Raw genomic sequence first — 23393 nt, 5'->3', positions numbered from 1 at the left:
TCTCTAGCGAGGAATCTCGATGCCCACGTGCGCCGCGCCGTCGCCGGGGAACGTGGTGGACAGCAGGTCCACGATCGATCCGGCGTCCACGCGCAGCGGTTTGATCACGCTGGTGGCGGGTTTCAGGACGGTGGCGATCTGCCCGAGGTCGGGTCCGATCAGCCGCAAGTATTCGTCGATCTTGGTGACCAGCGGCCCGATCGGATCGTCGAAGATGCGCTCGCCGATGTAGGAGTAGTTCTGGAACGCGGCGATGATGTGCAGCAGCTCGGGCAGCGCGGTGGTGAGATCCCCGGCGGCCGCGCTCAGCATGGGTGCGCGCCCGTCGAACTTGTCACCGAGGGTCTGCACGTTCGAGTAGAGCCGCCCGATGGCTTCGCGCTTGTCCCGCAATAGATTCGCGGTGCCGACCAGCGCCTTGGTGAGGTTGGCGACCTCGGCGTCACGGCCCTCGAACCCGGCGGCCACGGTGGTGGCCAGATTCTGCAGTTTGGCCGGATCCAGTTGCGCGGTCAGGGCATCCAGTTTGGCGAGGGCGTCCCCGACAGTGGTCGCGACCCGCACCTGCCGGTTGGGCACCACGCTGCCGTCGCGCAGGAACGGCCCCGCGGTCCCGGTCGGCCGGAAGTCGAGGAACTGCTCCCCCGCCGCGGACAGGTTGGCGATCTGCACGACGCTGTCCACCGGAATCCGGTACTTGGCGTCGTATTCGAGGGTGACCGCCAGCCCGCGCGAGGTCGCACCGATATCACGCACCTTGCCGATGGGCAGGCCGCGCAGCGTCACCTGGGAGGTCTTCATCAGCCCGCCCGACCCGTCGAGCAGCACGGTGACGGTGTTGTTCTGGCGGCGCGGATCCAGATTCAGCACCCCGACCGCCATGTAGCCGCCGCACACGAAGGTCAGCACCAGCAGCATGACCATCGACACCGGCCCGGACAGTGAGAGCTTCATTCAGGGCACCATCCCGATCCCGCGCAGCGTGCCGATCAGCTGATCGGCCTGCGCGTCGGCGGCGGACACATTGCGCACCTTCACATCCGGCGCGTTCAGGAAGGGAATGATCTTCTCCTTCAGCAGCGTGTGGACGGTGTCGAGGTTGGCCGCCAGGGTCAGGTCCGCGTACCCCGCCGTCACCGCGGTCGGCGCGAGCACCGACACGATCGACCGCAAGTCCCCCAGATGCGGCAGCACCAGGTCGCCGGCGTTCTTGGCGAGCGGACCGCCGCTGATGATCAGATTCACCACCGCCAGCAGCACATCCGATAGTCCGGCGGCCCGATCCGGTCCGAGGGTGAGGATCCGATCCACCGCCCCGCGACCGGATTCCAGCTTCCCGGTGATCTGCTGCGCCGAGGTGAGAATGCGATTCAGCTCGTCGGTGTGGGTGGCCATATCGTGCAGGGCGGCCCGGCCCGCCTGGTTGACCCGGTCCAACTCGGCCGGGTCCGACGGGAACGCGGCATTCACGTCGGTCACCAGTTTCTGGATGTCGGACCATCGTCCGCCGGTGATGATGTTCGACAGCGCCCGCAGAATGTCCTCGACATTGGTGGCGGGAATGGTCTGCGACACCGGAATCACATCGCCATTGCCGAGCAGTGTGCCGCCGGCGTTCTTGGGCGCTTCCAGCGCGATATGGATGTCGCCGAGAATGGTGGACTGCCGCAACTCCGCCGTCGTGGACTTCGACAGTTCGGCGTCGGTGTGCAGTTTCACCGTCGCCACCGCGGTGGTCCCGATCAGCTCGATGTGGTCGAGCATGCCGACCTCGACACCGTCGGAGATCACCTTGGCGCGGTCGGGCAGATTCAGCACCGACCCGAATTCGATGCGCACCGTATAGGTGTCGCCGGAGGGGTAGGTGCCGGGAATCGGGATATCGGTGGCCTTCACCCCGCAGCCGGTCAGAACCAGCGCGGCGGCGGTGACCACCGGCAGCAGCCGGACGACCGCGCGCCTCATTTCGCACCCGCCTGCGGTAGCTGCGCGGCCAGCGGCGGCAGCGCGGTGAGCAGCGAGGTGATGTCGCCCTGATGCTGCTGCACGAACGTGTGCGCCTGCGGCAGCACCACATCCAGCAGGCTGTAGATCTGCTGATCGTATTTCCCGGCATTGCGCGCGATCACCGGCAGGAATTCGACCGCGATATCGACCGCCCCGGAGAATTCGGCCGAGAACTGCCCGATCAACTGCAAACCGTTGCGCAGATTGCTCAGCACCTGCGTCATATCCGGCCAGTTGGTCACGAACATGGTGGTGAGCTGATCCAGATTGTCGACCAGCCGCCGGAACGCGGCGTCCTTCTGCGCGGGATCACCGACGACCGCGGACAGCCGCTGCAGCAATTGATTCCACTGCTGCCCGGTCCCGTCGATCGCCCTATCGGCCGCGGTCAGGGTGTCATCCAGCAGCGAATCCGGCTTACCGGCGCCACCCCCGGTCAGATCACCGGCCAGTGTGCCCATGGCGTCGAGCGCCTCACTGATCCCGATGGGCGTCTTGGTCCGTTCCATCGGAATGCATGTCGCCGTGTCGAATCGCGGGCCGCCGGTGTACGGCTTGGTCAGCTCCACGTGCCGGTCGGTCACGATGGAACTCGACATGGTGACGGCCGCGATATCGGCGGGCAGTTTCACCGAGTCCTTGACGCTCAAGGTGACCCGCATACGGTCGCCCAGCGCCTCGATCTTGGACACGGTGCCGACCTCGACCCCGAGCATGGTCACACTGTTGCCCTCGTACAGTCCGACGGTGTCGGTGAACTCGGCGCACACGTTCTGCTTCGGATCGCGGACGGTCGTCGCCCACGACACCCCCACCGCGCCGGCCGCCACCACCGCGACGGCGACGCCGGCGGCGAGTGCTGTTCTGCCCCAGTTCATTCAGCACGCCTTGCCTTCGAAGGGAATGCACAGCCGGACGCCGGCGGCCGGGTCCTTGACCTGCACCTGAGTGCCCAGCAGCCCGCTGAGCCGGTTGATCACCTCGCGCATTCCGGTGATCACGGTGTCGAGCCGGTTCGGGTCCTCCATGAGTTTGGAGAACAGCTGCTCGAACTGGGTGACCGACGGCTCGATGCCGTCATAGGCCATGAGCGGCCGGTGCAGCACGATCAGGAACCGTTTGAGCAGGGCGAACATGCTGACGATGTCGTTCTTGCGGTTGCCGAGCCGGTCGGCCACGGTACCCAGCTGTTTCACGAAATCCGCCAGCAGCGCTTTGTCGTCGGCGATGGCGGCGATGTACTCGTCGGAGACGGTGAGCGCGCTGTTGAGCTGATCGGTGCGCTCGGCCAGCAGCCCGGTGAGCTCGTTGGCATTGCCGATCACCCCGCGCAGTGCATAGGGCTGTTGCGCCAGCGCCGAATTCAGCTGCCCGATGGTGTCGCGCATGGTGGTGGCGTCGACCTTGCCGAATACCGGGGTGCCCTGGTCGAGAATGTCGCTCAGCTCGAACGGGGTGGTGGTGCGCTCGGGCGGGATGTGCTTCGACGCCAGGTCCTTGTCCCCAGCCGGGGCCAGCGCCAGGTAGTGGCCGCCGATCGGGGTCAGCATCTTGACCTCCACCGCCGACCGGTCCCCCACCCGCACATCGCGGTTCACGGTGAAAGCGACCTCCACGTGATCCCCGACCAGGTCCACGGCACGGATCTTGCCGACATTGATCCCCGCCACCCGCACCTCGTCACCCGGCCGGGCCCCGCCCGACATCCGGAAGTCGGCGACGTAGGTGCGCTGCCCGAACGGGATCACGTACACCGCGCCCGCGACGGCCAGCGCGATCACGCACACCACGACACCGGCGATACCCCAGCGCAATTGCGTGTTCTGGTCCCCGCGACCGGTGAGCACGTCCCGGATCAGCTCGCCCATCCGGGCGATCAACGCTCTCATCAGTTGCACACCACCAGGTTCTGGTTGGACAGGATGACACCGGCTACCGCGGGCAGCGCGGCCTCACCGTGGGAGCAGGTGATGCGCGGCTTGAACCCCTGCCCGGGGACCGTCTGATTCAGCCCGGTCACCAATTGCGGTGCGAGAGCCAGGATCTGGGTCAGCTCGTCGGTCTGGGGCACCAGCCGCCGGAGCAGTCCGTCGACCGGACCGTAGGCGGTGTCGTAGGCGTCGCGGGTCTCCTCCAGCAGCGGCACCACCGGCGCCAGCAGGGTTTTCGCGGTGTCGACCGCGCTCAGCATGGCCTGGGTCTTGGCGGTGAACTGGTGCAGGATGCCCGAGAGCTGCTGCACCAGGTCGCCGACCGCCTTCGACTTGCCGCCGATGGCGTCGGCGACCACGCCCAGATTGCGGATGAGCAGCACGATCACGGCCTCACTGTTACGGGCGTGCTTGGTGAGCGTGTCCACGTCCGCGAGCACCGGCCCGATCCCGGACCCGTCACCCTGGATGACGCGCAGCAGGTTGGTGCCGAGCCGGTTGAGCTGCGCGGGATCGAGCGTTTCGAACATCGGCTTGAAGCCGTTGAACAGCTTGGACACATCGAAGCTCGGGATGGTGCGCTCGACCGGGATCGTCGTCCCGGCAGCTATTTTCGTGCGCCCCGGCCCCTCGGTGAGCAGTACGACGTACCGCTGACCGATGAGGTTCTGGTATCGCACCGCGGCCTTGGTGTTGTCGTACACCGGCCGCTCCCGGTCCACCGTGAAGTGCACCCGTGCCCGGCTGCCGTCCAGCGACACCGTCTCCACCTTCCCGACCGCGACACCGGACATGCGCACCGAGTCCCCGGCGAACAGGCCCGACACATCGGTGAACACCGCGTCGTAGGTGACCTTGTCGCCGGGGATCGGCGTCCGCAGCGCGGTCACGATGAAGGTGGTGCACCCGGCCACGACCAGCAGGAACGCGACCAGTTTGAGGGCCGACCTGGTGACCTCGCTCATTTGGCCCCTCCCCCGAGCGAATCCGCCAGGTACGGCATGGTTTTCGCGATCAGCTCGACCTGCAGCCGCACCCGGCCGTCGACCACCGGGAACGCCCCGTCCATGGCCCGCAGCAGATTCGGGACCCGATTGTGGGCCGCGGCCACCGAGCCCACGGACACGCTGATCGGCACCGCCACGTCGAGAATGCCGTCGAGGACCTTCTCCAGCTCCGGGTTGTTCTGCTGCAGCAGATTCGAGATGCCCACCAGCACCGCGTCGTCGACGCCGTGGGTGGAACGGTTGGTGCGCGCCCGGTTCTCCGGATCCCCGAAGTAGGCGCTCTGCTCGAGCACCGCCAGGATGGCGTGCCCGGCCGCGGGCGTCACGTCCCCGAACGCGCCGGTCATGTCGCCGCCGATGCGCAGGTAGTGCGCGAGACTGTTCTGCTGTCCGTCGGCCAGGGTGCGCGCGGTCTCGAAGAACGACCGCAGGACCGGGCCCATGCCGGCGGCATTGTCGAGCATCAGATCGAACAGCCGGTGCACGGCCGCCGAATCCAGCACCTGGGTCAGGCGCGCCGCCCGCCGGAACACTCCGGCGACGGTGGCATTGGTGGCGCCCGCCCCGATCTGGAGCACGGCGTGCTCACGCAACCTTTTGCCGTCGGTGCCGGGCACCAATTCGATGGCGCTGGAACCGAACACGTTCGACGAGGTGAACCGCGCCGTGACATCGTCGGTCAGCGCGTCGGCCTGTCGCCGGTCGATCCGCAATCCGATGCGCTGATGCCCGTAGCCCACGGTCTCGACGGTCGACACCGTCCCGATCGCGTACCCGCGGAATTTCACCTCCGCTCCGGGCGCCAGCCCCTCGCCGAGGGTCGCCGCATCGACGGTGACCTCGAACCGATCCGCGAAAGAGCCTCGGGCATAAGAACTCACGACAATCGTCACAGTGACGAGGACGACGGCGACCACCAGGCCGCGCAATCGCAGCAGCCACGGTCCGGCGCTACGGCCGGAATGATCCTTGAAGACGGCCATGTTTCACCCCGAGATCCGGATGCCGACATCCAGGCCCCAGATCACGATCGTCAGGATCATGTCCAGGATGACCACCAGCACCAGGCTGGCGCGAATGGCGCGCCCCGAGGCCCGGCCCACGCCCTCCGGCCCGCCCGAGGCGTAGAAGCCCTGGTAGCCGTGGATGAGAATGATGGTGACCACGAAGATCGTCGCCTTGATCAGCGAGGCGACTACGTCGCCGGGCTGCAAGAAAGCGTCGAAATAGTGGTAGTAGGTGCCCGAGGACTGCCCGTGCAGGACGTTCACCACGGTCGCGCACGACAGGTACGACAGGATCAGGGTGAGCAGGTGCAGCGGCACGATGGTGATCGCGCCCGCGATCACACGGGTGGTCACCACGAACGGCATGGGCCGAATGCCGATGGCCTCCAACGCGTCGATCTCCTCGGAGATGCGCATGGCCCCGATCTCGGCCGTCATCCGGCAGCCCGCCTGCGCCGCGAAACCGATGGCCGCCACCATGGGCGCCATCTCGCGGGTGTTGGCGTAGGCGGAGACGAACCCGGTCAGCGGGCCCATTCCGACCATGTTCAGCGCGGTGAAGCCCTCCACACCGATGGACCCGCCGACCGCGATGCCCAGGAAAGCCAGCACCGCCACGGTGCCGCCGCCGACGATGAGCGAGCCGGAGCCCCAGGTGATGTCGGACAGGATGAGCATGGTCTGACGCCGGTACACCCGCAGCGTGTGCGGGATGGCCGCCAGTACCTCGTAGACGAAAGTCGCTTGGTGACCGAGGGATTCGACCAGGGACACGGGCGCCTGCGCCGAGGCGCCGATCGCCCGCCCCGCGGTCCCGAGTGGGGTGTACTTCGCCGGTACCTGGGTCATCAGCCCACCTGCGTCGGGATGAACATCGACACCAGCTGCGTGATCACCAGATTCACGCCGAAGGCGGCGATCACGCCGATCACCACCGCCGCGTTCACGGCATTGGCCACGCCCTTGGGTCCGGCGGTGGCCTCCAGACCACGCTGGCACGACACGATGAGCACGATGACGCCGAAGAGGATCGACTTCACGATCGCCACCCACAGGTCGCTCATCTTGGCGAAGGCCGCGAACGCCGACAGGTACGAGCCGGGCGTCACGCCCTGGAAGCCGACGGCGATCACGTAACCGGTGAACACGCCCATGAAGATGATCAGCATGCACAGCAGCGGCGTCAGCGCGATCATGGCCGCCAGCCGCGGGGCGACCAGCCGCCGCACGGGGTCGATTCCCATGACGCGCAAGGCGTCCACCTCGTCGCGAATGGTGCGCGCGCCCAGGTCCGAGGAGATGGCCGAACCCGCCGCGCCGCCCAGCAGCAGCGCGGTCACCATGGGCGCGCCCTGCCGGATGACGCCGAGGCCGCCGGCCGCGCCGGACACCGAGCTCGCGCCGACCTGCTGGGTCAGGCTCCCCACCTGGACCGCCACGATCACGCCGAACGGAACCGACACCAGCACAGCGGGAATCGCGGTCACGCTGACGATGAACCAGCCCTGCTGGAGGGTGTCACGCCAAGGATGGCGAAGTGTGATGATATCGAGGATCAGGAACCGGAATGCCGCGATCGCCAGCTGAATGGTGCGGCCAAACGTGCGCAGCCCTGAGAGTACGAATTCGATTGCCTGCCATAGTGATTCCGGCCCCCGGACAACTTTCTCGACCAATGTTCACCACCCCACAGCCCCTACTGTTTGGTCGATGCCGACCGGTCCCTCTGTTGACCCGGTTCCGACTGACCGAGACAGTAATACAGATTTCGGACTGACGTGTCAGTCTTCACCGAAATAACCAGGGCCTTGACAGGGGTCGCGAGAGCGGAGAAAGATACGCGCGCCGCGCGAATAGCATGCCTTACCAGCACATTTCAGCAATGAGTGGGCAAATGCGAAATGCCACCGGACCATTCGGTTGGTCCAGTGGCATTTCAGATATAGCGAGGTGTTAGCTCAACTGCGGGCGTCTGCCCTCACGACTGTCCGGACAGTACGATCGCCTCGGCCAGCGGCAAGGATTCGTCGACGCACGCCCCCGCGTCCAGCACCGCTCCCCGGCCGATCAGGTCCCGCGCGACCCGGAACTCCGCCGGGCGGGCGATCGCGACCACACCGACGGCGCGGCCGTCGCGCAGCGCCAGCACGGTCGCGTCGCCGGACTCCGCGCTCCCCCGCGCGATCAGCTCGTCATCGGCCTGAATCACGCCCGCGAACTGCACGTTCCGGCCGTACTGCATCGACCAGCCCCACGGCACCTCCGCGGTCAGAGCGGGCAATCCGAGCATCGATCGCGCCGCCGCCGCACCCTGCGCCTGCGCGCTGTTCCAATGCTCCTCGCGGCGGTACCGGCCCGATTTCGGATCCAGTCGATTCACCACGTCACCCGCGGCGAACACCCCCGGGGCCGACGTGCGATACCGCTCGTCCACCCGGATACCGTCGTCCACGGCCAGCCCACCGGTAACAGCGAGCCGAGTGTCCGGGACAGATCCGATCGCCACCAGCACCGCCGCGGCGGTCCAGATCCGGTCGTCCTCGGCCACGGCGACCACGTCGTTGCCGGTGTAGGCCAGGTGCGAGAGCCGCACCTCGGTCGAGATGGCCACCCCGTTGTCCGCGTGCAGCTTTCGGATGTAGTCACCGACGACGGCGGGCGCGACCCGCTCCAGCGGCGTGGTTCCGGCGTCGAGCACCGTCACCTCCGCCCCCAGACCCCGTGCGGTCGCGGCGACCTCGCAGCCGATGAGCCCGGCCCCGATGATCAGCAACGACGGATCCCGCTCCAGCGTCGCCCGCAGGGCTTCGGCCTCGGACCGGCCCCGCAGGGTGTGCACCGGCAACGCGGCGTCGGACACCACGGATCGATCCGAGGTCACCGCCAGCCGCCGCGACACGGCGCCGGTGGCCAGCAGCAGCGAGTCGTAGCCGATCGCGGTCCCGTCGGCCAACCACACCAGACCCGGTCCGGGATCGATGGATTCGACCGGCACGCCCACCCGCAGGTCGATGTCGTTGCCCGCCCAGAAGTCGGCGGGATGCAACAGCGACCGCCGGTCCTCGACCGCGCCGGCCAGCAGTTCCTTGGAGACCATCGGCCGCCGGTAGGGCGCGGTGGGTTCCGCGCCCAGCAGCACGATCTCCCCGGTGTAGCCCTCGGTGCGCAGGGTGCGCGCGGCGGTGGCCCCGGCCACGCCCGCGCCCACGATGACGATGCGCCCGCTCACGCGCGGCTGACCTCGACCATCTCGAAATCGCTCTTGGCCGCACCACAATCCGGGCAGGACCAGTCGTCGGGGATGTCGTCCCAGCGGGTGCCGGGCTCGATGCCGTCCTCGGGCCAGCCCAGCGCCTCGTCGTATTCGAAGCCGCACTGCAGGCAGCGGAAGAGTTTGAAGTCGGTGCTCATGTCAGTGTCCCTTCTGAGCGGAAGCCGGTTCGAAGTCGATCTTTTCGCGCACCCCGCAGTCGGGGCAGCACCAGTCGTCCGGGACGGCGGACCAGGCGGTACCCGCCGGGAAGCCCTCGCGCGGCGCGCCTTTCGCCTCGTCGTAGACGTAATCGCAGATCGGGCAGCGGTAGGAGGCCATCACGCCGCCACCCCGTACCGGGCGAGCACGCGGGCGCGCTTGCGGGGCTGGACGTTGGCGCGGGTGATGTCACCCGAATAGTGCTCGAGCACGCGGTGATCCATCACCTTGCGCCACAGTGGCGGGAAGTAAGCCAGTGAGATCATGCTCGCGTAACCGCTGGGCAGGTTCGGGGCGCCGTCCATACTGCGCAGGATCTGGTAGCGGCGGGTGGGGTTCGCGTGATGGTCGCTGTGCCGCTGCAGGTGGTACAGGAAGATATTGGTGACGATGTGGTCGGAGTTCCAGCTGTGCTCCGGGGTGCAGCGCTCGTAACGGCCACTGGCGGTCTTCTGCCGCATCAGGCCGTAGTGCTCGAGGTAGTTCACCGTCTCCAGCAGGGTGAAGCCGTAGATCGCCTGGATCACCAGCCACGGCAGCACCGCCGGGCCGAACGCCACGGCCAGCGCTCCGAACAGCACCACCGACATCAGCCACGCGTTGAGCACGTCGTTGCGGATCGTCCACGGCCGCTTGCCGAGCCGCTCCAGGCGCTTGGCCTCCAGCTCCCACGACGAGCGCAGGCTGCCCCACACACTGCGCGGCAGGAAGCTCCAGAAGGTCTCCGCGAAGCGGGCACTGGCCGGGTCCTCCGGGGTGGCGACGCGGACGTGGTGGCCGCGGTTGTGCTCGATGTAGAAGTGGCCGTAGAACGTCTGGGCCAGGGTGATCTTCGACAGCCAGCGCTCGAGCTCGTCCTTCTTGTGGCCGAGTTCGTGCGCGGTGTTGATGCCGACGCCGCCCATCACTCCCATGCTCAGCGCCAGGCCCAGCTTGGAGATCAGGCCCAGGCCGCCGTCGACGCCCAGCCAGGACAGGTCGCTCGCGGTCCACAGGTAGCAGGCCACGGTCAGGCTCAGCAGCTGGAACGGGATGTAGGCGTAGGTGCAGTACCGGTAGTACTTGTCGTTCTCGAGGTACTCCATCACCTCGTCGGGCGGGTTCTGGCCGTCCGGGCCGAAGAAGCGGTCCAGGATCGGCAGCAGGACGTACACGATCAGCGGGCCGATCCACCACCACACCGGCGAGACCGCGGTCCAGCCGAACTCGTTGAAGGCCCAGACCAGAGCCATCGCCAGGAACAGGGCGGTCGGGGGAACGAGACCGAGCAGCCACAGATAGCGCTTGCGGTCACGCCACTGCGGGCGGGCCGTGGCCTCCGGCTCGCTACCGCGTCCGGCTCGAGAATGAGACGTCGTCATTGCCGTACTCCTAGCGTTTACACTTTCTCAAGAACTGTATTCATTAGATACACTGTGATCCAGTCTGTCAACGACGAGACGAAAGTTGAGCCCATGTACGATCGGGACGTGGTTGAAGCACCGAACTTCCAGACCGAGATGCGGCTGTTGCTGCGCGAGCGGATCATCGAAGCGGGCCGGCGCATCGTCATCACCGAGGGCTGGGGCGCGGTGAACATGTCGCGGCTCGCCAAAGAGGTCGGCGTGAGCCGCCCGGTGCTCTACAAGGAGTTCGCCAACAAGCACGAGCTGGCCGAAGTGGTGATCCAGCAGGAGGTCGACACCTTCCTGGTGGGCATCTCCGAATGCCTCGCCGCACATCCGACCGAGGTCGCGACCGGGATGACCGCGGCGGCCGAATTCACGCTGCGGACCGGCGCCGACAACACGCTGATCAAGGCGGTGCTGGCCGGGCGATCGGAGACCGACAGCTCCCTGCTGCCGGTGCTGATGACCGAGACCGAGCCGGTGCTGGGCCGCGCGGTCACCGCGCTCTCGGCGGGCATCCGGTCGCAGTACGGACTGCCCGCGATGAGCGACGCCGAACTGACCTCGATGACCGAGGTGCTGGTCCGGCTCGCGCTGAGTCATCTGTTCCAGCCGACCGGGCCGATCGACCGGGCCGTGGGGCAGATCAACAAGGTGATCGTCGGCGCCTACGGCTCGGTGCTGTGAGGACGGCGCGGCACGCGAAACAGCCTGCCGCGCCCCCGAATCGGGCTAGGCGAGCCGCGCCGCCAGGCGGGTCGCGTTCATGTACGCGATCGCCTCGATACTGACCATCGGGTTCACCCCCGACGAGGTCGGGAAGCAGGAGGCGTCGGCCACCACGATGTTCGGCACCTCCCAGGTGACGCCGTCGGGATCGGTCGCCGAATCCGCGGCCGAACCGCCCATCCGGGCCGAGCCCATGATGTGCAGCGCGCCCATCGAGCAGCGGCCCGGCGCGTAGCCGGCGGCCGCCGCCCGGGCGGCGAAGTCCTCGTGGCTGCCCTCGACGCCCGGCGCGTAGCCGACGCCCGCCTGATGCCCGGAGAAGATCCGCTGCGCGCCCGCCGCCTCCAGAATGCTTGCGGCATTGACGATTCCGGTGTGCATGTGGGCGGCGTCGCGGGCCGAGAGCCGGTAGCGCACCACGGCCTCGCCCTGCTTATCGGTCTCCACCGAGCCGTGGTCGCGGTCGCGGGTGATGACGCCGACGGCCACCGTGTTCGCCAGTTTCAGCATGCGGTCGCGATGCGCGGCCGCGCCGGTCCACGCCTGGAAGCCCACCGACAGGCCCGGGGTCATGGGCCCGGTCTCGTAGATGACGCCGTAGCCGTGGCCGTCCAGGTCGCGGTCCTGTTTGGAGTATCGGGTCTGCAGGCCGCCCTCCCACGGGCGGATCTCCTCGTCGAAGACGCCGAACACCGCGGTGGCCGGATGCAGTCGGAGATAGTCGCCGATGGCACGATTCGTCAGTCCGGAGCGGCGCAGCAGGGCGGGGGTCTGGATCGCCCCGGCGGCGACCACCACCGCGCGGGCCCGCACCCACACCGAATGCCCATCCGCCGTCACGGCTTCCACGCCGGTGGCGGTGCCATTGCTGACCTCGATGCGCCGCACGTCGGTGCCGACGAACAGGCGCGCGCCCGCCGCGGCCGCATCCGCCAGCCAGGTCTTGACCGCCGACTGCTTGGCCCCGATGCGACAGCCGAAACCGCAACGCCCGCATTCGATTCCGGCATCGCAATCGCGGACGTTGCGGGGCAGCGGCTCGACGTGCCAGTCCAGTTTGCGCAGGCCACGTTCGAGGATCTCGTCGCGGCGCGAGGCGGGCGAATGGTCGAGGTTCACCCCGAGCCGGGACACCACCGCGTCGAGCGCGTCGGTGTACTCCTGCTCGGCGAACTGGCTCGCGCCCAGCCCGGCCCACTCCGCGCGCACGTCGTCCGGGGTGCGGAAGGAGGTGGTCCAGTTGACCACCGTGCCGCCGCCCAGCGCGCTGCCCGCCACCAGACTCAGCTGGCCCTCGGCGGTGGCGGCCGGACCCGGCGCGTACAGCTTCAGGAACCCTTCCTTCTCACCGATGCCGAAGTCCGGGTCGTCGAGGTAGTCGCCGCGTTCCAGCACAACGACATCCAGGCCCGCCTGGGCCAGGACCGCCGCGGCCGTCCCGCCGCCCGCACCCGACCCGATCACGACCACATCGCACACGACGGTCGTGTCGGAGTCCGGCCGCTCCGGGCTGAGCCCGCGTTTCGCGCCCTCCACCGGGCCGAACGCGGGCGGGAAGCCCATCTTGTCCCACACCGGATTCACCCCGGTCGGCCCCGGCGTCAGGTAGTAGGAGGTGACCGCGGCCCCCTTCAACGCCTGGAACAGCGCCCGCTTCTGCTCGATCCGGGAGTTGGCCATCCCGAGCAGCATGCGCTCCCGCTCCGCGGCGCCGAGCCGCGAGAACTTGCGAAACCCCGCCCCATTGAGCGCCCCGAACACCCGCGAATCCCACACGCGCATGAGCAGTTCGAATTGCCGCCGCTCCGCCTCCCGGGGATTGCGCCCGAGCAACTCGGTGACCGTGTCGACGACCCCCAACGCGGAAGCCGCCACCACCTCACCCCCGTTCCCCGGCGCGAAAGTGTCACACACCATCTCGAGTACGGCCCGCCGCGCCGCATCTGAACCCATGCCGCCATCATGCGCTACCCACCCGCCCCTGTCCCGGCAATTGCGGCACACCGCCCTCACATGCCGCGCCGGCGAATCCGCCTACCCTCGAATCGTTCCACCAGCCCTAGCGAACAGGACCGGTCTTGACCCTCGAACAGAACTGGGATCGCATCCGCGAGACCGTCTCTCGCACCGCCCACTGCACCCTCGCCTCGACCGACCCCGATGGCGCGCCGTCCATCGCACCGATCGGCACGGTGTTCCTGCGCGACGACACGACCGGCTTCTACTTCGACCAGTACGCCGAGGCGCTGGGCCGCAACCTGGATCGCGATCCGCGGGTCTGCCTGCTGGCGGTGGACGGCCGGGGACCGTTCTGGTTCCGTGCGCTGCTGACCGCGCGCTTCCCGTCGCCACCCGGAGTTCGGCTCTATGGAACCGCCGGTCCCACACGCGCCGCGACCGAGGACGAACTGCGGCGGGTACGGGCGCGAGTGCGATTCCCGGCGCGGCTCCCCGGCGGAAAACTGTTGTGGTCGGACTTCTCTCACGTCCGCGACATCACCTTCACCGACTACCGGCCGGTTCGGTACCCGCACATGATGTCCCACCTCTGGCAATAGCCCGCTGCCCGGATCGCGGAGTTGGCACGATTCGACACTTTCTCCGGCGCACGCCGGCATGCGACAGTTGCTCGGCCAGTGCTGTCGGGTGCCGACCGAATGTGGGGTGAAGGCATGATCATCGCGATCTGGGTGGTGCTGCCGTACGCCGCTGTCGTGTCGTGTGCGGTCGGACATCTATGGCGGTATCGGCGCGATGGCTTCCGCGGCTATCTGTACGGCCCGCACATCGACAAGGCCCAGCGGATCGGGATCGCGGCCGTGCGCATCGGCTTCCCGGTGGTGTTCGCGGTGCGGGTGGCCGAGATGCTCGCGGCGGGGCCACACACACGGCCCGAACACGACATCCAGGTCCTGCTATCGGCGGTACAGATCGTGGCCGCGCCCGTCACCGTCGCCGGAGTGGCACTGATCCTGATCCCGCCCCTGATCTCCGCCGACGTGCGGCACCGGGTCACACCCCTGGATCGGCTCACGCTGCCACTGCTCAGCGCCGCGCTCCTGTCGGCCGTACTGGTCACCTTCGACGGCAGCGCCACCGATGGCCGCTACCGCGCCGCCGAAACCCTGTTCCCCTGGGCACGTTCCCTACTGAGCCTGCACCCCAATCCCTCCGGCATGGATCACGCGCCGCTTCTCTATCAGGCGCGCGGGCTGATCGTGGTGGCGATCATCGCGATCTGGCCGTACACGCGGCTCTCCGGGATCCTGTCCGTACCCGTCCTGCGGCTGCTGCGGCAGGCGGTCCCCGCCCCCTATCGGTCCGCGCCCACGGTCTGATCCGTCCCACCATCGAGATTTCCGGGAGATAGCTCCTATTTCTCAGAGCCCCTGTTTTGAGCACGGCAGATCGATTTGTTCGTATGTGCGCGGATATCACCTTGGATCCGAGTAATGCGGTACTCATGACGCCACCGACAGAAGCGGCGACACTCGGGAAATGGCGCGCATTTTCCTCAGCCATTCCAGCCGGGACAACCGGCAGGCCATTGCGCTGAAGGCCTGGCTCGTCGCGCAGGACCCCGCCCTGGCCGATGAGATCTTCCTCGATCTGGATCCCGACACGGGGATCGCACCCGGGGTCCGATGGAAAGACGCCCTGGTCCGAGCCACTTCCCGATGCGAGGCAGTGATCTGCCTGCTGTCGGAGCACTGGGATTCCTCGCCGGAATGCCGCACCGAGCTACGGACCGCGGAGAACCTCAACAAACGGATCTTCGCCGCCCGCCTGGAACCATTCGTGAGCCGAGAATCGACCCGGGAGTGGCAGCAATTCGACCTGTTCCCCGCCGGACCGGCCACGGCGGTACCCGTCACCGGGGGCCCGCCCGTCGAATTCGCGACCGAAGGACTGCGACGGCTGTGGCGGGGTTTGCGGGAAGCGGGTATCGGAGCCGAATATTTCGAGTGGCCGCCGACCGGCGACCCCGGACGGGCGCCCTATCGGGGGTGGGCCCCGTTCGACGCGGTCGACGCGGCGGTGTACTTCGGCCGGGACGCGCAAATCGTGCGCGGCCTGGACATGCTGCGCGGCATGCGGACCTCCCGTGTGGAGAACCTGTTCGTCATCCTCGGCCCGTCGGGCACCGGCAAATCGTCGTTCCTGCGGGCCGGACTACTCCCCCGCTTGCGGCGCGACGACCGGCACTTCCTGGTGCTCGACATCGTGCGCCCCGAACGGGCGGCGGTCACCGGCCCGGTCGGCCTGGCCGCATCCCTCTACGCGGTGCGCCGGCGGTTGGGGCTCACGCAACCGACCCTCGGTGCGATCAAGGCGGCCTGCGCGTCCGACCTCACTCGGGTCGCCACCTGGCTGCGGGAGGCACAGGACGCCGCCACGGCGGGAACGCCCGATTCCAGCGACACCGTGCCTCCGACGATCGTGCTACCGGTGGATCAGGCCGAGGAACTGTTCGGCAGTGAGGCCGGACGCGAAGCCGGGCTGTTCCAGTCGATTCTCGCCCATCTGGTCGACGACGGCCTGGATATCATTGCCGCACTGACCATTCGTGCCGATCGCTACGAACCGCTGCAGACCTCACCCGCCCTCGCCGCGGTGAAGAGCGTGGTATTCGACGAGTTGCGCCCGTTGCAACCCGCGCGGTTCGCCGAGGTCGTCCGGGGTCCGGCGGAGCGCGCCACCGCCGCGGGCAGTCCGCTCACGGTGCGCGAGGATCTCGTGGAACGACTGCTCGCCGACTGCGCGGACAGCGCCAACCCACTGCCACTGCTGTCCCTGACGCTGTGGCGGTTGTACCTCGACTACGCCGCCGCCGGCGAACTGACCAGCGCCGACTACACGACGATGGGCGGAATGGCGCACGTGGTCGAGTCGGAAATCGATTCCATACTCGCCCAGGATGATTCGGAGCGACAACAACAACTGGCACACCTGCGCGCGGCCTTCGTGCCCTGGCTCGCCACCATCGCCTCCGACAATGATCAGCCGCTGCGCCGCATCGCCCGACTGACCGATCTACCCGCCGCCAGCCGCCCGCTCATCGCCGCGTTCGTCGACCACCGCCTCCTGGTCCAGGACGAACGCGGCGGCGAGACCACCATCGAGGTCGCGCTGGAAAGCCTGCTGAGCGAATGGCCCGCCCTCGCCCAATGGTTGCGCGAGGAAGCTGCCGATCTACGGACCGCCGACGGTCTCGACCGCGCCGCCACCGAATGGGAGAGCAGCGGGCGCGACGACGCCTGGCTGATCGAAGGCACCCGGCTGAGCGAGGCCGAGAAGGTCGCCGCCACTCCGGGTTTCGCCGATCGGCTGGCCTGCGCGCGCGAGTACCTCGCCGCGTCCCGGCAGCGGCAGGATGCCGAAATCGCAGCCGAACAGCAACGGCGCGAGAAGGAGCTGAACGACGCCCGCGCCTACGCCGATGGGCTCCGCCGCCGGACGCACATCCTGCGGGCGGTCCTGGCACTCACCGTCATCGCGGCCCTGGTCGCCGGATTCTTCGCGGTACGAACCACGCTGGCACAGAACGAGGCCGATCGGCGGCTGCACGAAGCGACCGCCCTGCGCCTGGTCTCCGAAGGGCAAGCCATGCTCGCCGGAATCCGGCCCGGTGGTGACACGCGAGCCATCCAACAGATCCTCGCCGCGCGCCGGATCGGATCGCATGCCGACGACGGCGCGGTCCTCGACGCGCTTTCGACGACATCTGCCGAGATGAAAATACTCGGTACACCAGCACATGACGCTGTCACGGCATTCACCGTCAGTCCCGATGGGCGGCATGCGGCGTCGGCGAGCAGGGCGACGGTACAACTACGGGACAGCGTTACCGGCCAGACCACAGGCCCGCCACTCACCACGAACAACAAGAGTGCCGTGAACGGCCTGGCCTACAGCGCGGACGGTCGCCGACTCGCCGCCGCGGACAATGACGGAACGGTCCAGATATGGGACATCCAGAGTGGTTCGCAAATCGCCGGCCCGTTCAAGACCGGAAACGGGGCGGTCGTAGCGGTGGCATTCAGCCCGGACGGACGTCATCTGGCCGCAAGCGTGTTCCCGGGCGCGATCCAGATATGGGATGTCGTTGCGGGACAACAGCTTCGCACGATGCGACTCACTGACATGGCCTGGCGTATCGCCTTTCTGCCGGAGGGGAACCGTATCGTCACCACGACGAATTCCGGCCTGCGACTCTGGGACACCGAATCCGGCACGACGGTCGCGCAGACCCCGGACCAGGAAGACAAGACCGCATTGGCTGTCGCTGTCGCTCCGGCCGGTGGCCTCATCGCATCCAGCGGGTACGACAATCTCGTGCGCTTCTGGGACGCGACAACCCTCCAGCCGGCAGGGGCTGCGCTCAGCGGTCACGACGATGCGGTGAATGCGATCGGATTCAGCCCGGATGGGCGCAATGTCGTCTCCGGCAGCTCGAACGGAACGATTCGGCTGTGGGACGTCGCATCTCGGCAGCCGACAAGCACCCCCATGACCGGACATCACGGCAGCGTCAAGGGCGTCGGCTTCACCGCCGACGGACACGGAGTGCTGTCAGGCGGCGACGAAACCATCCGGGTGTGGAACGCCGACACCGCGGCCACCATCGGGACGGTGATCGCAGCGGGCGACACATCGGTGATGTCGGTGCATTACAGCGCGGACGGTACCCGCCTGGTATCCGCCGGTGCCCGGAATGATCCGAGTTCGAGTCTGCCCGGCGTCATTCGGATCTGGGACGCCGCGACGGGAGCCCTCGTCTCGAGCATCAGGAGGGACGACGCGTTACCTGTGAATGCGGTCTTCAGCCACGACGGCACCCGCATCATTACCCTGGAGACGGCATACAAGCGACCGACCGATCGGATCGCTGTCGCTTTCGTTGATCTGATCCCCGTTTACACGATCGCGACGTTCGACGCGAAAACCGGTGCACCTGTGGCCGAACGGGAGATCGGCGCGCAGAAGACGGTCGGCGCCTCGGTGCTGAGTCCGGACGGAACCCGGCTGGCCACTGTCGGCGGAGTGGTGCCGGCCAATCTTCTGACCGACGGCTTCCAGGCCTACGACCTGACGTCCCCTTCCTTCGGGCTCGATCTCAGTGTGATGTTGTGGGATCCGAGAACCGGAAACCAGATCGGCACACCGATCGACGAGCATTCGATTGTCAACGCCGTGGCTTTCAGCCCGGACGGCCGGCACCTCATCACCAATGGCGGACTTGGCAAAATCAAGGTCTGGGATGCCGACACCCATCATCAGGTCGGCGAGCCGATCTCCGACACCAACACTCCGCAATTCCTCACGTACAGCCCCGACGGCCGGCGAATCGCCTCGGCGAGCCCGGAGTCCATCCGGCTGTTCGACGCTGATTCCCGGAAGCTGATCAGTGACTCGATCGCCGATCCCAAGGGAGCCATCGAGGCCATATCGTTCAGCGCCGACGGCAGATACGTGATCGCGGGGTCCGGCAAGTCCGTCCGGATCTGGGACGCGACATCGGGGCTTCCGGTCGGCCGACCGATGGTCGGCCCGGCCGACACCATCAGGTCACTCGCCGTCAGCCCCGACGACCGCCGGCTCGCGACAGTCGGATCATCGTTCAGCGCCGACGGACACGCAAACATCCATCTCTGGCCCGGTCCCGCCGCCTGGCCGGACCGGTTGTGCGACAAACTCACCGCCAATATGAGCCACAAGGAGTGGAACGAGTGGGTGTCCCCGGATATCCCCTACCGCAAGGCCTGCGACAGCCTGCCGGTCGCCTCGGACGCCGGTACATGAGCGGGACCGACGATCAAGTCGTCGCCGAACTCTGGGCCGACCGGCTGCGCTGGTCACAGGCGGCCTGCCGGCTCAAGCGCCGCCTCGATCGCGCGCGGATCACGGCGTTCACGGCCAGCACCATCGGCGCGCTGTGCACGACCGCGGCTGCGACGGTGGCGCATTCGGGCGGTGTGGCACGGACCTGCGTCGCGGCGGTCGGCGCGGTGTGCCTGGCCCTGGCCGCTTTCGTCGGATTCCAGTACCTGACCCCGGATGCCGTCCGGGCGTGGACGCGGGCCCGGGCCACGTCGGAGGGCATCAAACGACTGATCTTCGAGTTCCGCGCGGGCGCCGGGACCAGCATCGATGCCCTGCGCCACCAGATGACCGAAATCGTCACCGCCGCCGCGGATCTGCTGCCTTACGTCGACAACGGCGCGCCGCAGCCGACCCCGCCGCCGCCCGCTCTGACACCGGAAGCATATGTCCGGCAACGAATCCAGGGTCAGATCGACTACTACCGGCCGACGGCCCGCCGATACACGCGGTACGCGACGCGCTGGCGCCGGTTCGCGATCGCGCTGGGTATGGTGACCGCGCTCGTCGCGGCCGCCGCGGCCATCGCTTCCGGCACCGGCCCCACCGCCCTGGCCCCCTGGGTCGCGGTCCTGACCACGGCCACCGCCAATGTCGCCGCCTACCTGACCGCGCAGCGCTACGACTACCTCGCCATGACCTACCTCACCACCGCCCACCGCCTCCGCGCTCTCGCCGACGACTGGGCCGCCGGAGTCCACGCCGACTGGCCCGCGTTCGTCTCCGCCTGCGAATCGGTGATCGCCACCGAGAACACCGCCTGGATGGCCAAGTGGACCGAGGGGTCCACCGCTGGTTCCTGATCGGCATTCGCTTATCGAGGCAACGGAGCCGTACTGCCCGCGCCGACGGCCCGATCATTCCCGGAGGCGGGCTTCGAGGCCGCTAGAGTCGGGCGAGAAACGGTTCGCCGGTCACCACCCACGCCCGATGGGAGCCACCGTTATGCACGATGACCGCCGGTTGATCGAGGGCAGGCTCGGGCGGGTGCTCGACCGCATCAAACCCGCCGTTTACCCGGAATCGACGCCAATGCGGGTGTCGATCTGGGAAGCGCCGGGCGAACCGGTGCCGGTGGCCGAGGGGATCGCCGCGCCGCGCACGCCGACCGCGCCGGGCACCCCGTGGGGCGCACCCTGGGGCACCAGCTGGCTGACCATCGAGGGCACGGTCCCGCCGGAGTGGGCGGGACGCACCGTCGAGGCCATCATCGACCTCGGGTTCGACGCGAACCAGACCGGATTCCAGTGCGAGGGTCTGGTGTACCGGCCCGACGGAACACCGGTGAAGGGGCTGCATCCGCGTAATCAGTGGGTGCGCATCGCCGCCCCGGCGCGCGGCGGCGAACAGGTGCTGTTCCATGTGGAGGCGGCGTCGAACCCGATCATCCCGTTCTTCGGGCCGACCGGGCTCGGCGACCTCGCCACCGCGGGCACCGATCCCCAATACCGTTTGGGTCGAATGGATCTCGTCGTCTTCGATGACGACGTGTGGCAGCTGGTCCAAGATCTCGAGGTGCTCGGCGAGCTCATGCACGAGATGCCCGAGGACCCCGCCCGCCGCTACGACATCGTACGGGCCATCGAACGCGCCCTCGACGCCATCGACCTGCAGGACGTCAACGCCGGGGCGAGCGCCGCCCGCGCCTGCCTGACCGAGGTGCTCGCGCGCCCGGCCGTGCCGTCCGCGCACCTGATCTCCGCGGTCGGGCACGCCCACATCGACACCGCCTGGCTGTGGCCGCTGCGCGAGACCGTCCGCAAGGTCGCGCGGACCACCGCCAATATGACCGCGCTGCTCGACGCGGAACCCGACTTCATCTACACCATGTCCCAAGCGGCGCAATACGATTTCCTCAAACAGCACCGGCCCGAGGTGTACGCCCGGGTCAAGCAAGCGGTCGCGGAGGGACGATTCGTGCCCGCGGGCGGCATGTGGGTCGAATCGGACACCAATATGCCCGGCTCCGAGGCCATGGCCCGCCAGTTCGTGCACGGCAAACGGTTCTTCCTCGAGGAATTCGGCATCGAGAACGAGGAGGCGTGGCTGCCCGACACCTTCGGCTTCGCCGCCGGACTGCCACAGATCATCAAGGCCGCCGGATCCAAATGGCTGCTCACCCAGAAGATCTCGTGGAGCCAGACCAACACCTTCCCGCACCACACCTTCCTGTGGGAGGGCATCGACGGCACCCGGATCTTCACACACTTCCCGCCCGTCGACACCTACAACTGCTCCATGCAGGGCCGCGAGATCGCCCACGCCGCCAAGAATTTCAAGGAGAAGGGCCGCGCCAACCGGTCCCTCGCCCCGACCGGCTGGGGCGACGGCGGAGGCGGGACCACCCGGGAGATGATCGCGCGCGCCGCCCGCCTGCGTGACCTCGAGGGCTCACCGAAGGTCACCTGGGAGCGGCCCGCCGACTTCTTCGCCGCCGCCGAGGCCGAGTACGCGAACCCCGCCGTCTGGGTGGGCGAGCTGTACCTGGAACTGCACCGCGCCACCCTGACCAGCCAAGCCAAGACCAAACAAGGCAACCGGCGCAGTGAGCACCTACTGCGGGAAGCCGAACTGTGGGCCGCCACCGCGGCCGTCCGCACCGATTTCGAGTACCCCACCGCCGACCTGGACCGGCTCTGGAAGACGGTGCTGCTGCACCAGTTCCACGACATCCTGCCCGGCTCGTCCATCGCGTGGGTGCATCGGGAGGCCGAGGCCACTTACGCGCGGGTGGCCGCCGAACTCTCGGCCATCATCGAGCGGGCGCAATGGGCGCTGGGCGGGGAACGGTCCGGCTCCCACGTCTTCAACCCCGCCCCGCACGCCTGGCGGGGTGTCCCGGCGGGCGGGGCGGGACCGGTGGTGCCCGGCCGCGGCGCCACGGTGACCGAGCGGCCGGACGGCGGGTTCGTGCTCGCCAACGACCGGACGCGCGTCGAGATCGACGCGCGCGGACTGGTCGTGTCGGTCTACGACCTCGGGCAGCGGCGCGAGACCCTGCCGCCGGGTGCGGCCGCGAATCTGCTTCAGCTGCACCAGGATTACCCGAACTCCTGGGACGCGTGGGACGTCGACCAGTTCTATCGCAATACCGTCACCGACCTCACCGAGGTGGACTTCCTGGTGGCGGAGTCCGGGGCCACCACCGACGTCGCCATCCGCATCGGCCGCTCCTTCGGCTCCTCCACCGTCGAGCAGGTCCTCGCCCTGCGCCCGGACACCGGCGCGCTGGAGATCGCCACCAGGGTCGACTGGCACGAGACGGAGAAGTTCCTCAAACTCGCCTTCCCCCTGGACATCCACGCCGACCGCTACGCCTCCGAAACCCAGTTCGGGCACCTGTACCGGCCCACACACACCAACACCAGCTGGGAGTACGCCAAGTTCGAGGCCTGCAATCACCGCTTCATCCACCTGGCCGAACCCGGCTGGGGCGTAGCCCTGGTCAACGACTCCACCTACGGCCACGATCTGACCCGCGCGGTGCGGCCCGACGGCGGCACCACCATCACCGTCCGCGCGTCCCTGCTGCGCGCGCCGCGGTTCCCCGATCCGCAGACCGACCACGGCGCACACCATTTCCGGCACGCGCTGCTGCCGGGCGCCTCGATCACCGATGCCGTGCGCTCCGGATACCGGATCAATCTGCCGCCGGTCACCCCGGGCGTCGCCGAACCCGTGGCACCGCTGTTCACCGTCGACAATGACGACGTGGTGACCAGTGCCGTCAAATTGGCCGAGGACGGTTCCGGCGATGTCGTGATCCGGCTCTACGAAGCGGGCGGCGGTCGCACAACCGCTTTGCTCACACCGGATTTCGAGTACTCCGGTTATCGCCGCTGCGACCTACTGGAGCGGCCATTACCCGAGGAAAACGTCATGGAATCCGCCGATGCGGGAATTCGACTGCGCCTGCGGCCTTTCCAGCTCGTCACGCTCCGATTCACTCGGTAAATCATTGCCGCCACCGG

At 68.0% G+C, this 23393-nt stretch carries 19 protein-coding genes; 6 read left to right on the top strand and 13 right to left on the bottom strand.

Translation table 11 applies throughout. The features are described 5' to 3' along the window. Nucleotides 1-3: 3 nt before the first annotated feature. The 12 genes from ACFYTS_RS14570 to ACFYTS_RS14515 form a co-directional block, all read right to left on the bottom strand. Nucleotides 4-954, bottom strand: a complete 951-nt coding sequence (locus ACFYTS_RS14570; protein ID WP_387304279.1) for an MlaD family protein — start codon at nt 952-954, stop codon at nt 4-6. Continuing rightward, a complete protein-coding gene (locus ACFYTS_RS14565; protein ID WP_387304276.1) occupies nt 955-1965 on the bottom strand; it encodes an MlaD family protein in 1011 nt (336 codons plus the stop codon). Further along, nucleotides 1962-2885: an MCE family protein gene (locus ACFYTS_RS14560; protein WP_387304273.1), complete on the bottom strand. Its 924-nt coding sequence runs from the start codon at nt 2883-2885 to the stop codon at nt 1962-1964. The genes ACFYTS_RS14565 and ACFYTS_RS14560 overlap by 4 nt, the downstream gene beginning before the upstream one ends. Further along, nucleotides 2886-3896, bottom strand: a complete 1011-nt coding sequence (locus tag ACFYTS_RS14555; RefSeq protein WP_387304630.1) for an MCE family protein — start codon at nt 3894-3896, stop codon at nt 2886-2888. Continuing rightward, nucleotides 3896-4903 (bottom strand): MCE family protein, encoded by a 1008-nt coding sequence (locus ACFYTS_RS14550; protein ID WP_387304271.1) that lies wholly within the window; start codon nt 4901-4903, stop codon nt 3896-3898. Before ACFYTS_RS14550 ends, ACFYTS_RS14555 begins: the two co-directional genes overlap by 1 nt. Next, on the bottom strand, nt 4900-5928 hold the full coding sequence (locus ACFYTS_RS14545; RefSeq protein WP_357277554.1) for an MlaD family protein: 1029 nt from the start codon (nt 5926-5928) through the stop codon (nt 4900-4902). The genes ACFYTS_RS14550 and ACFYTS_RS14545 overlap by 4 nt, the downstream gene beginning before the upstream one ends. A gap of 3 nt (nt 5929-5931) precedes the next feature. Beyond that, nucleotides 5932-6801, bottom strand: a complete 870-nt coding sequence (locus tag ACFYTS_RS14540) for an ABC transporter permease (protein WP_357277557.1) — start codon at nt 6799-6801, stop codon at nt 5932-5934. Continuing rightward, on the bottom strand, nt 6801-7628 hold the full coding sequence (locus ACFYTS_RS14535) for an MlaE family ABC transporter permease (protein WP_387304268.1): 828 nt from the start codon (nt 7626-7628) through the stop codon (nt 6801-6803). Before ACFYTS_RS14535 ends, ACFYTS_RS14540 begins: the two co-directional genes overlap by 1 nt. A 302-nt stretch (nt 7629-7930) precedes the next feature. Continuing rightward, nucleotides 7931-9181 (bottom strand): NAD(P)/FAD-dependent oxidoreductase, encoded by a 1251-nt coding sequence (locus ACFYTS_RS14530; protein ID WP_387304265.1) that lies wholly within the window; start codon nt 9179-9181, stop codon nt 7931-7933. Further along, nucleotides 9178-9363, bottom strand: a complete 186-nt coding sequence (locus tag ACFYTS_RS14525; protein ID WP_357084824.1) for a rubredoxin — start codon at nt 9361-9363, stop codon at nt 9178-9180. Before ACFYTS_RS14525 ends, ACFYTS_RS14530 begins: the two co-directional genes overlap by 4 nt. Nucleotide 9364: 1 nt before the next feature. Beyond that, complete coding sequence (locus ACFYTS_RS14520) at nt 9365-9544, bottom strand: rubredoxin (protein ID WP_357278151.1); 180 nt, start codon at nt 9542-9544, stop codon at nt 9365-9367. Continuing rightward, nucleotides 9544-10785 carry an alkane 1-monooxygenase gene (locus tag ACFYTS_RS14515; protein ID WP_387304261.1) on the bottom strand — a complete coding sequence of 414 codons (1242 nt, stop codon included), beginning with the start codon at nt 10783-10785 and terminating at the stop codon, nt 9544-9546. The genes ACFYTS_RS14520 and ACFYTS_RS14515 overlap by 1 nt, the downstream gene beginning before the upstream one ends. 108 nt (nt 10786-10893) lie before the next feature. On the opposite strand from ACFYTS_RS14515, the gene ACFYTS_RS14510 reads away from it, so the two are divergent. Then, nucleotides 10894-11499, top strand: coding sequence for a TetR family transcriptional regulator (locus ACFYTS_RS14510; protein ID WP_357277564.1), 606 nt, complete (start codon nt 10894-10896; stop codon nt 11497-11499). A gap of 45 nt (nt 11500-11544) precedes the next feature. On the opposite strand, the gene ACFYTS_RS14505 is transcribed toward ACFYTS_RS14510, so the two are convergent. Next, nucleotides 11545-13494 carry a GMC family oxidoreductase gene (locus tag ACFYTS_RS14505; RefSeq protein WP_387304258.1) on the bottom strand — a complete coding sequence of 650 codons (1950 nt, stop codon included), beginning with the start codon at nt 13492-13494 and terminating at the stop codon, nt 11545-11547. Nucleotides 13495-13619: 125 nt separating this feature from the next. On the opposite strand from ACFYTS_RS14505, the gene ACFYTS_RS14500 reads away from it, so the two are divergent. From ACFYTS_RS14500 to ACFYTS_RS14480, 5 genes are all read left to right on the top strand, one after another. Continuing rightward, nucleotides 13620-14099: a pyridoxamine 5'-phosphate oxidase family protein gene (locus tag ACFYTS_RS14500; RefSeq protein WP_387304255.1), complete on the top strand. Its 480-nt coding sequence runs from the start codon at nt 13620-13622 to the stop codon at nt 14097-14099. Between the two features lie 114 nt (nt 14100-14213). Further along, nucleotides 14214-14879, top strand: a complete 666-nt coding sequence (locus tag ACFYTS_RS14495; RefSeq protein WP_357277572.1) for a respiratory nitrate reductase subunit gamma — start codon at nt 14214-14216, stop codon at nt 14877-14879. Between the two features lie 160 nt (nt 14880-15039). After that, complete coding sequence (locus tag ACFYTS_RS14490; RefSeq protein ID WP_387304252.1) at nt 15040-19344, top strand: TIR domain-containing protein; 4305 nt, start codon at nt 15040-15042, stop codon at nt 19342-19344. Next, nucleotides 19341-20225 (top strand): DUF4231 domain-containing protein, encoded by an 885-nt coding sequence (locus tag ACFYTS_RS14485; RefSeq protein WP_387304249.1) that lies wholly within the window; start codon nt 19341-19343, stop codon nt 20223-20225. Before ACFYTS_RS14490 ends, ACFYTS_RS14485 begins: the two co-directional genes overlap by 4 nt. A 142-nt stretch (nt 20226-20367) precedes the next feature. Beyond that, on the top strand, nt 20368-23376 hold the full coding sequence (locus ACFYTS_RS14480) for an alpha-mannosidase (protein WP_387304246.1): 3009 nt from the start codon (nt 20368-20370) through the stop codon (nt 23374-23376). The last annotated feature ends 17 nt before the right edge of the window (nt 23377-23393 follow it).

The sequence above is a fragment of the Nocardia sp. NPDC004151 genome (assembly GCF_042874235.1).
Lineage (GTDB): Bacteria > Actinomycetota > Actinomycetes > Mycobacteriales > Mycobacteriaceae > Nocardia.
Note: the sequence above shows the minus strand (reverse complement) of the source record. Positions and strands in the feature narration are given on the sequence as shown.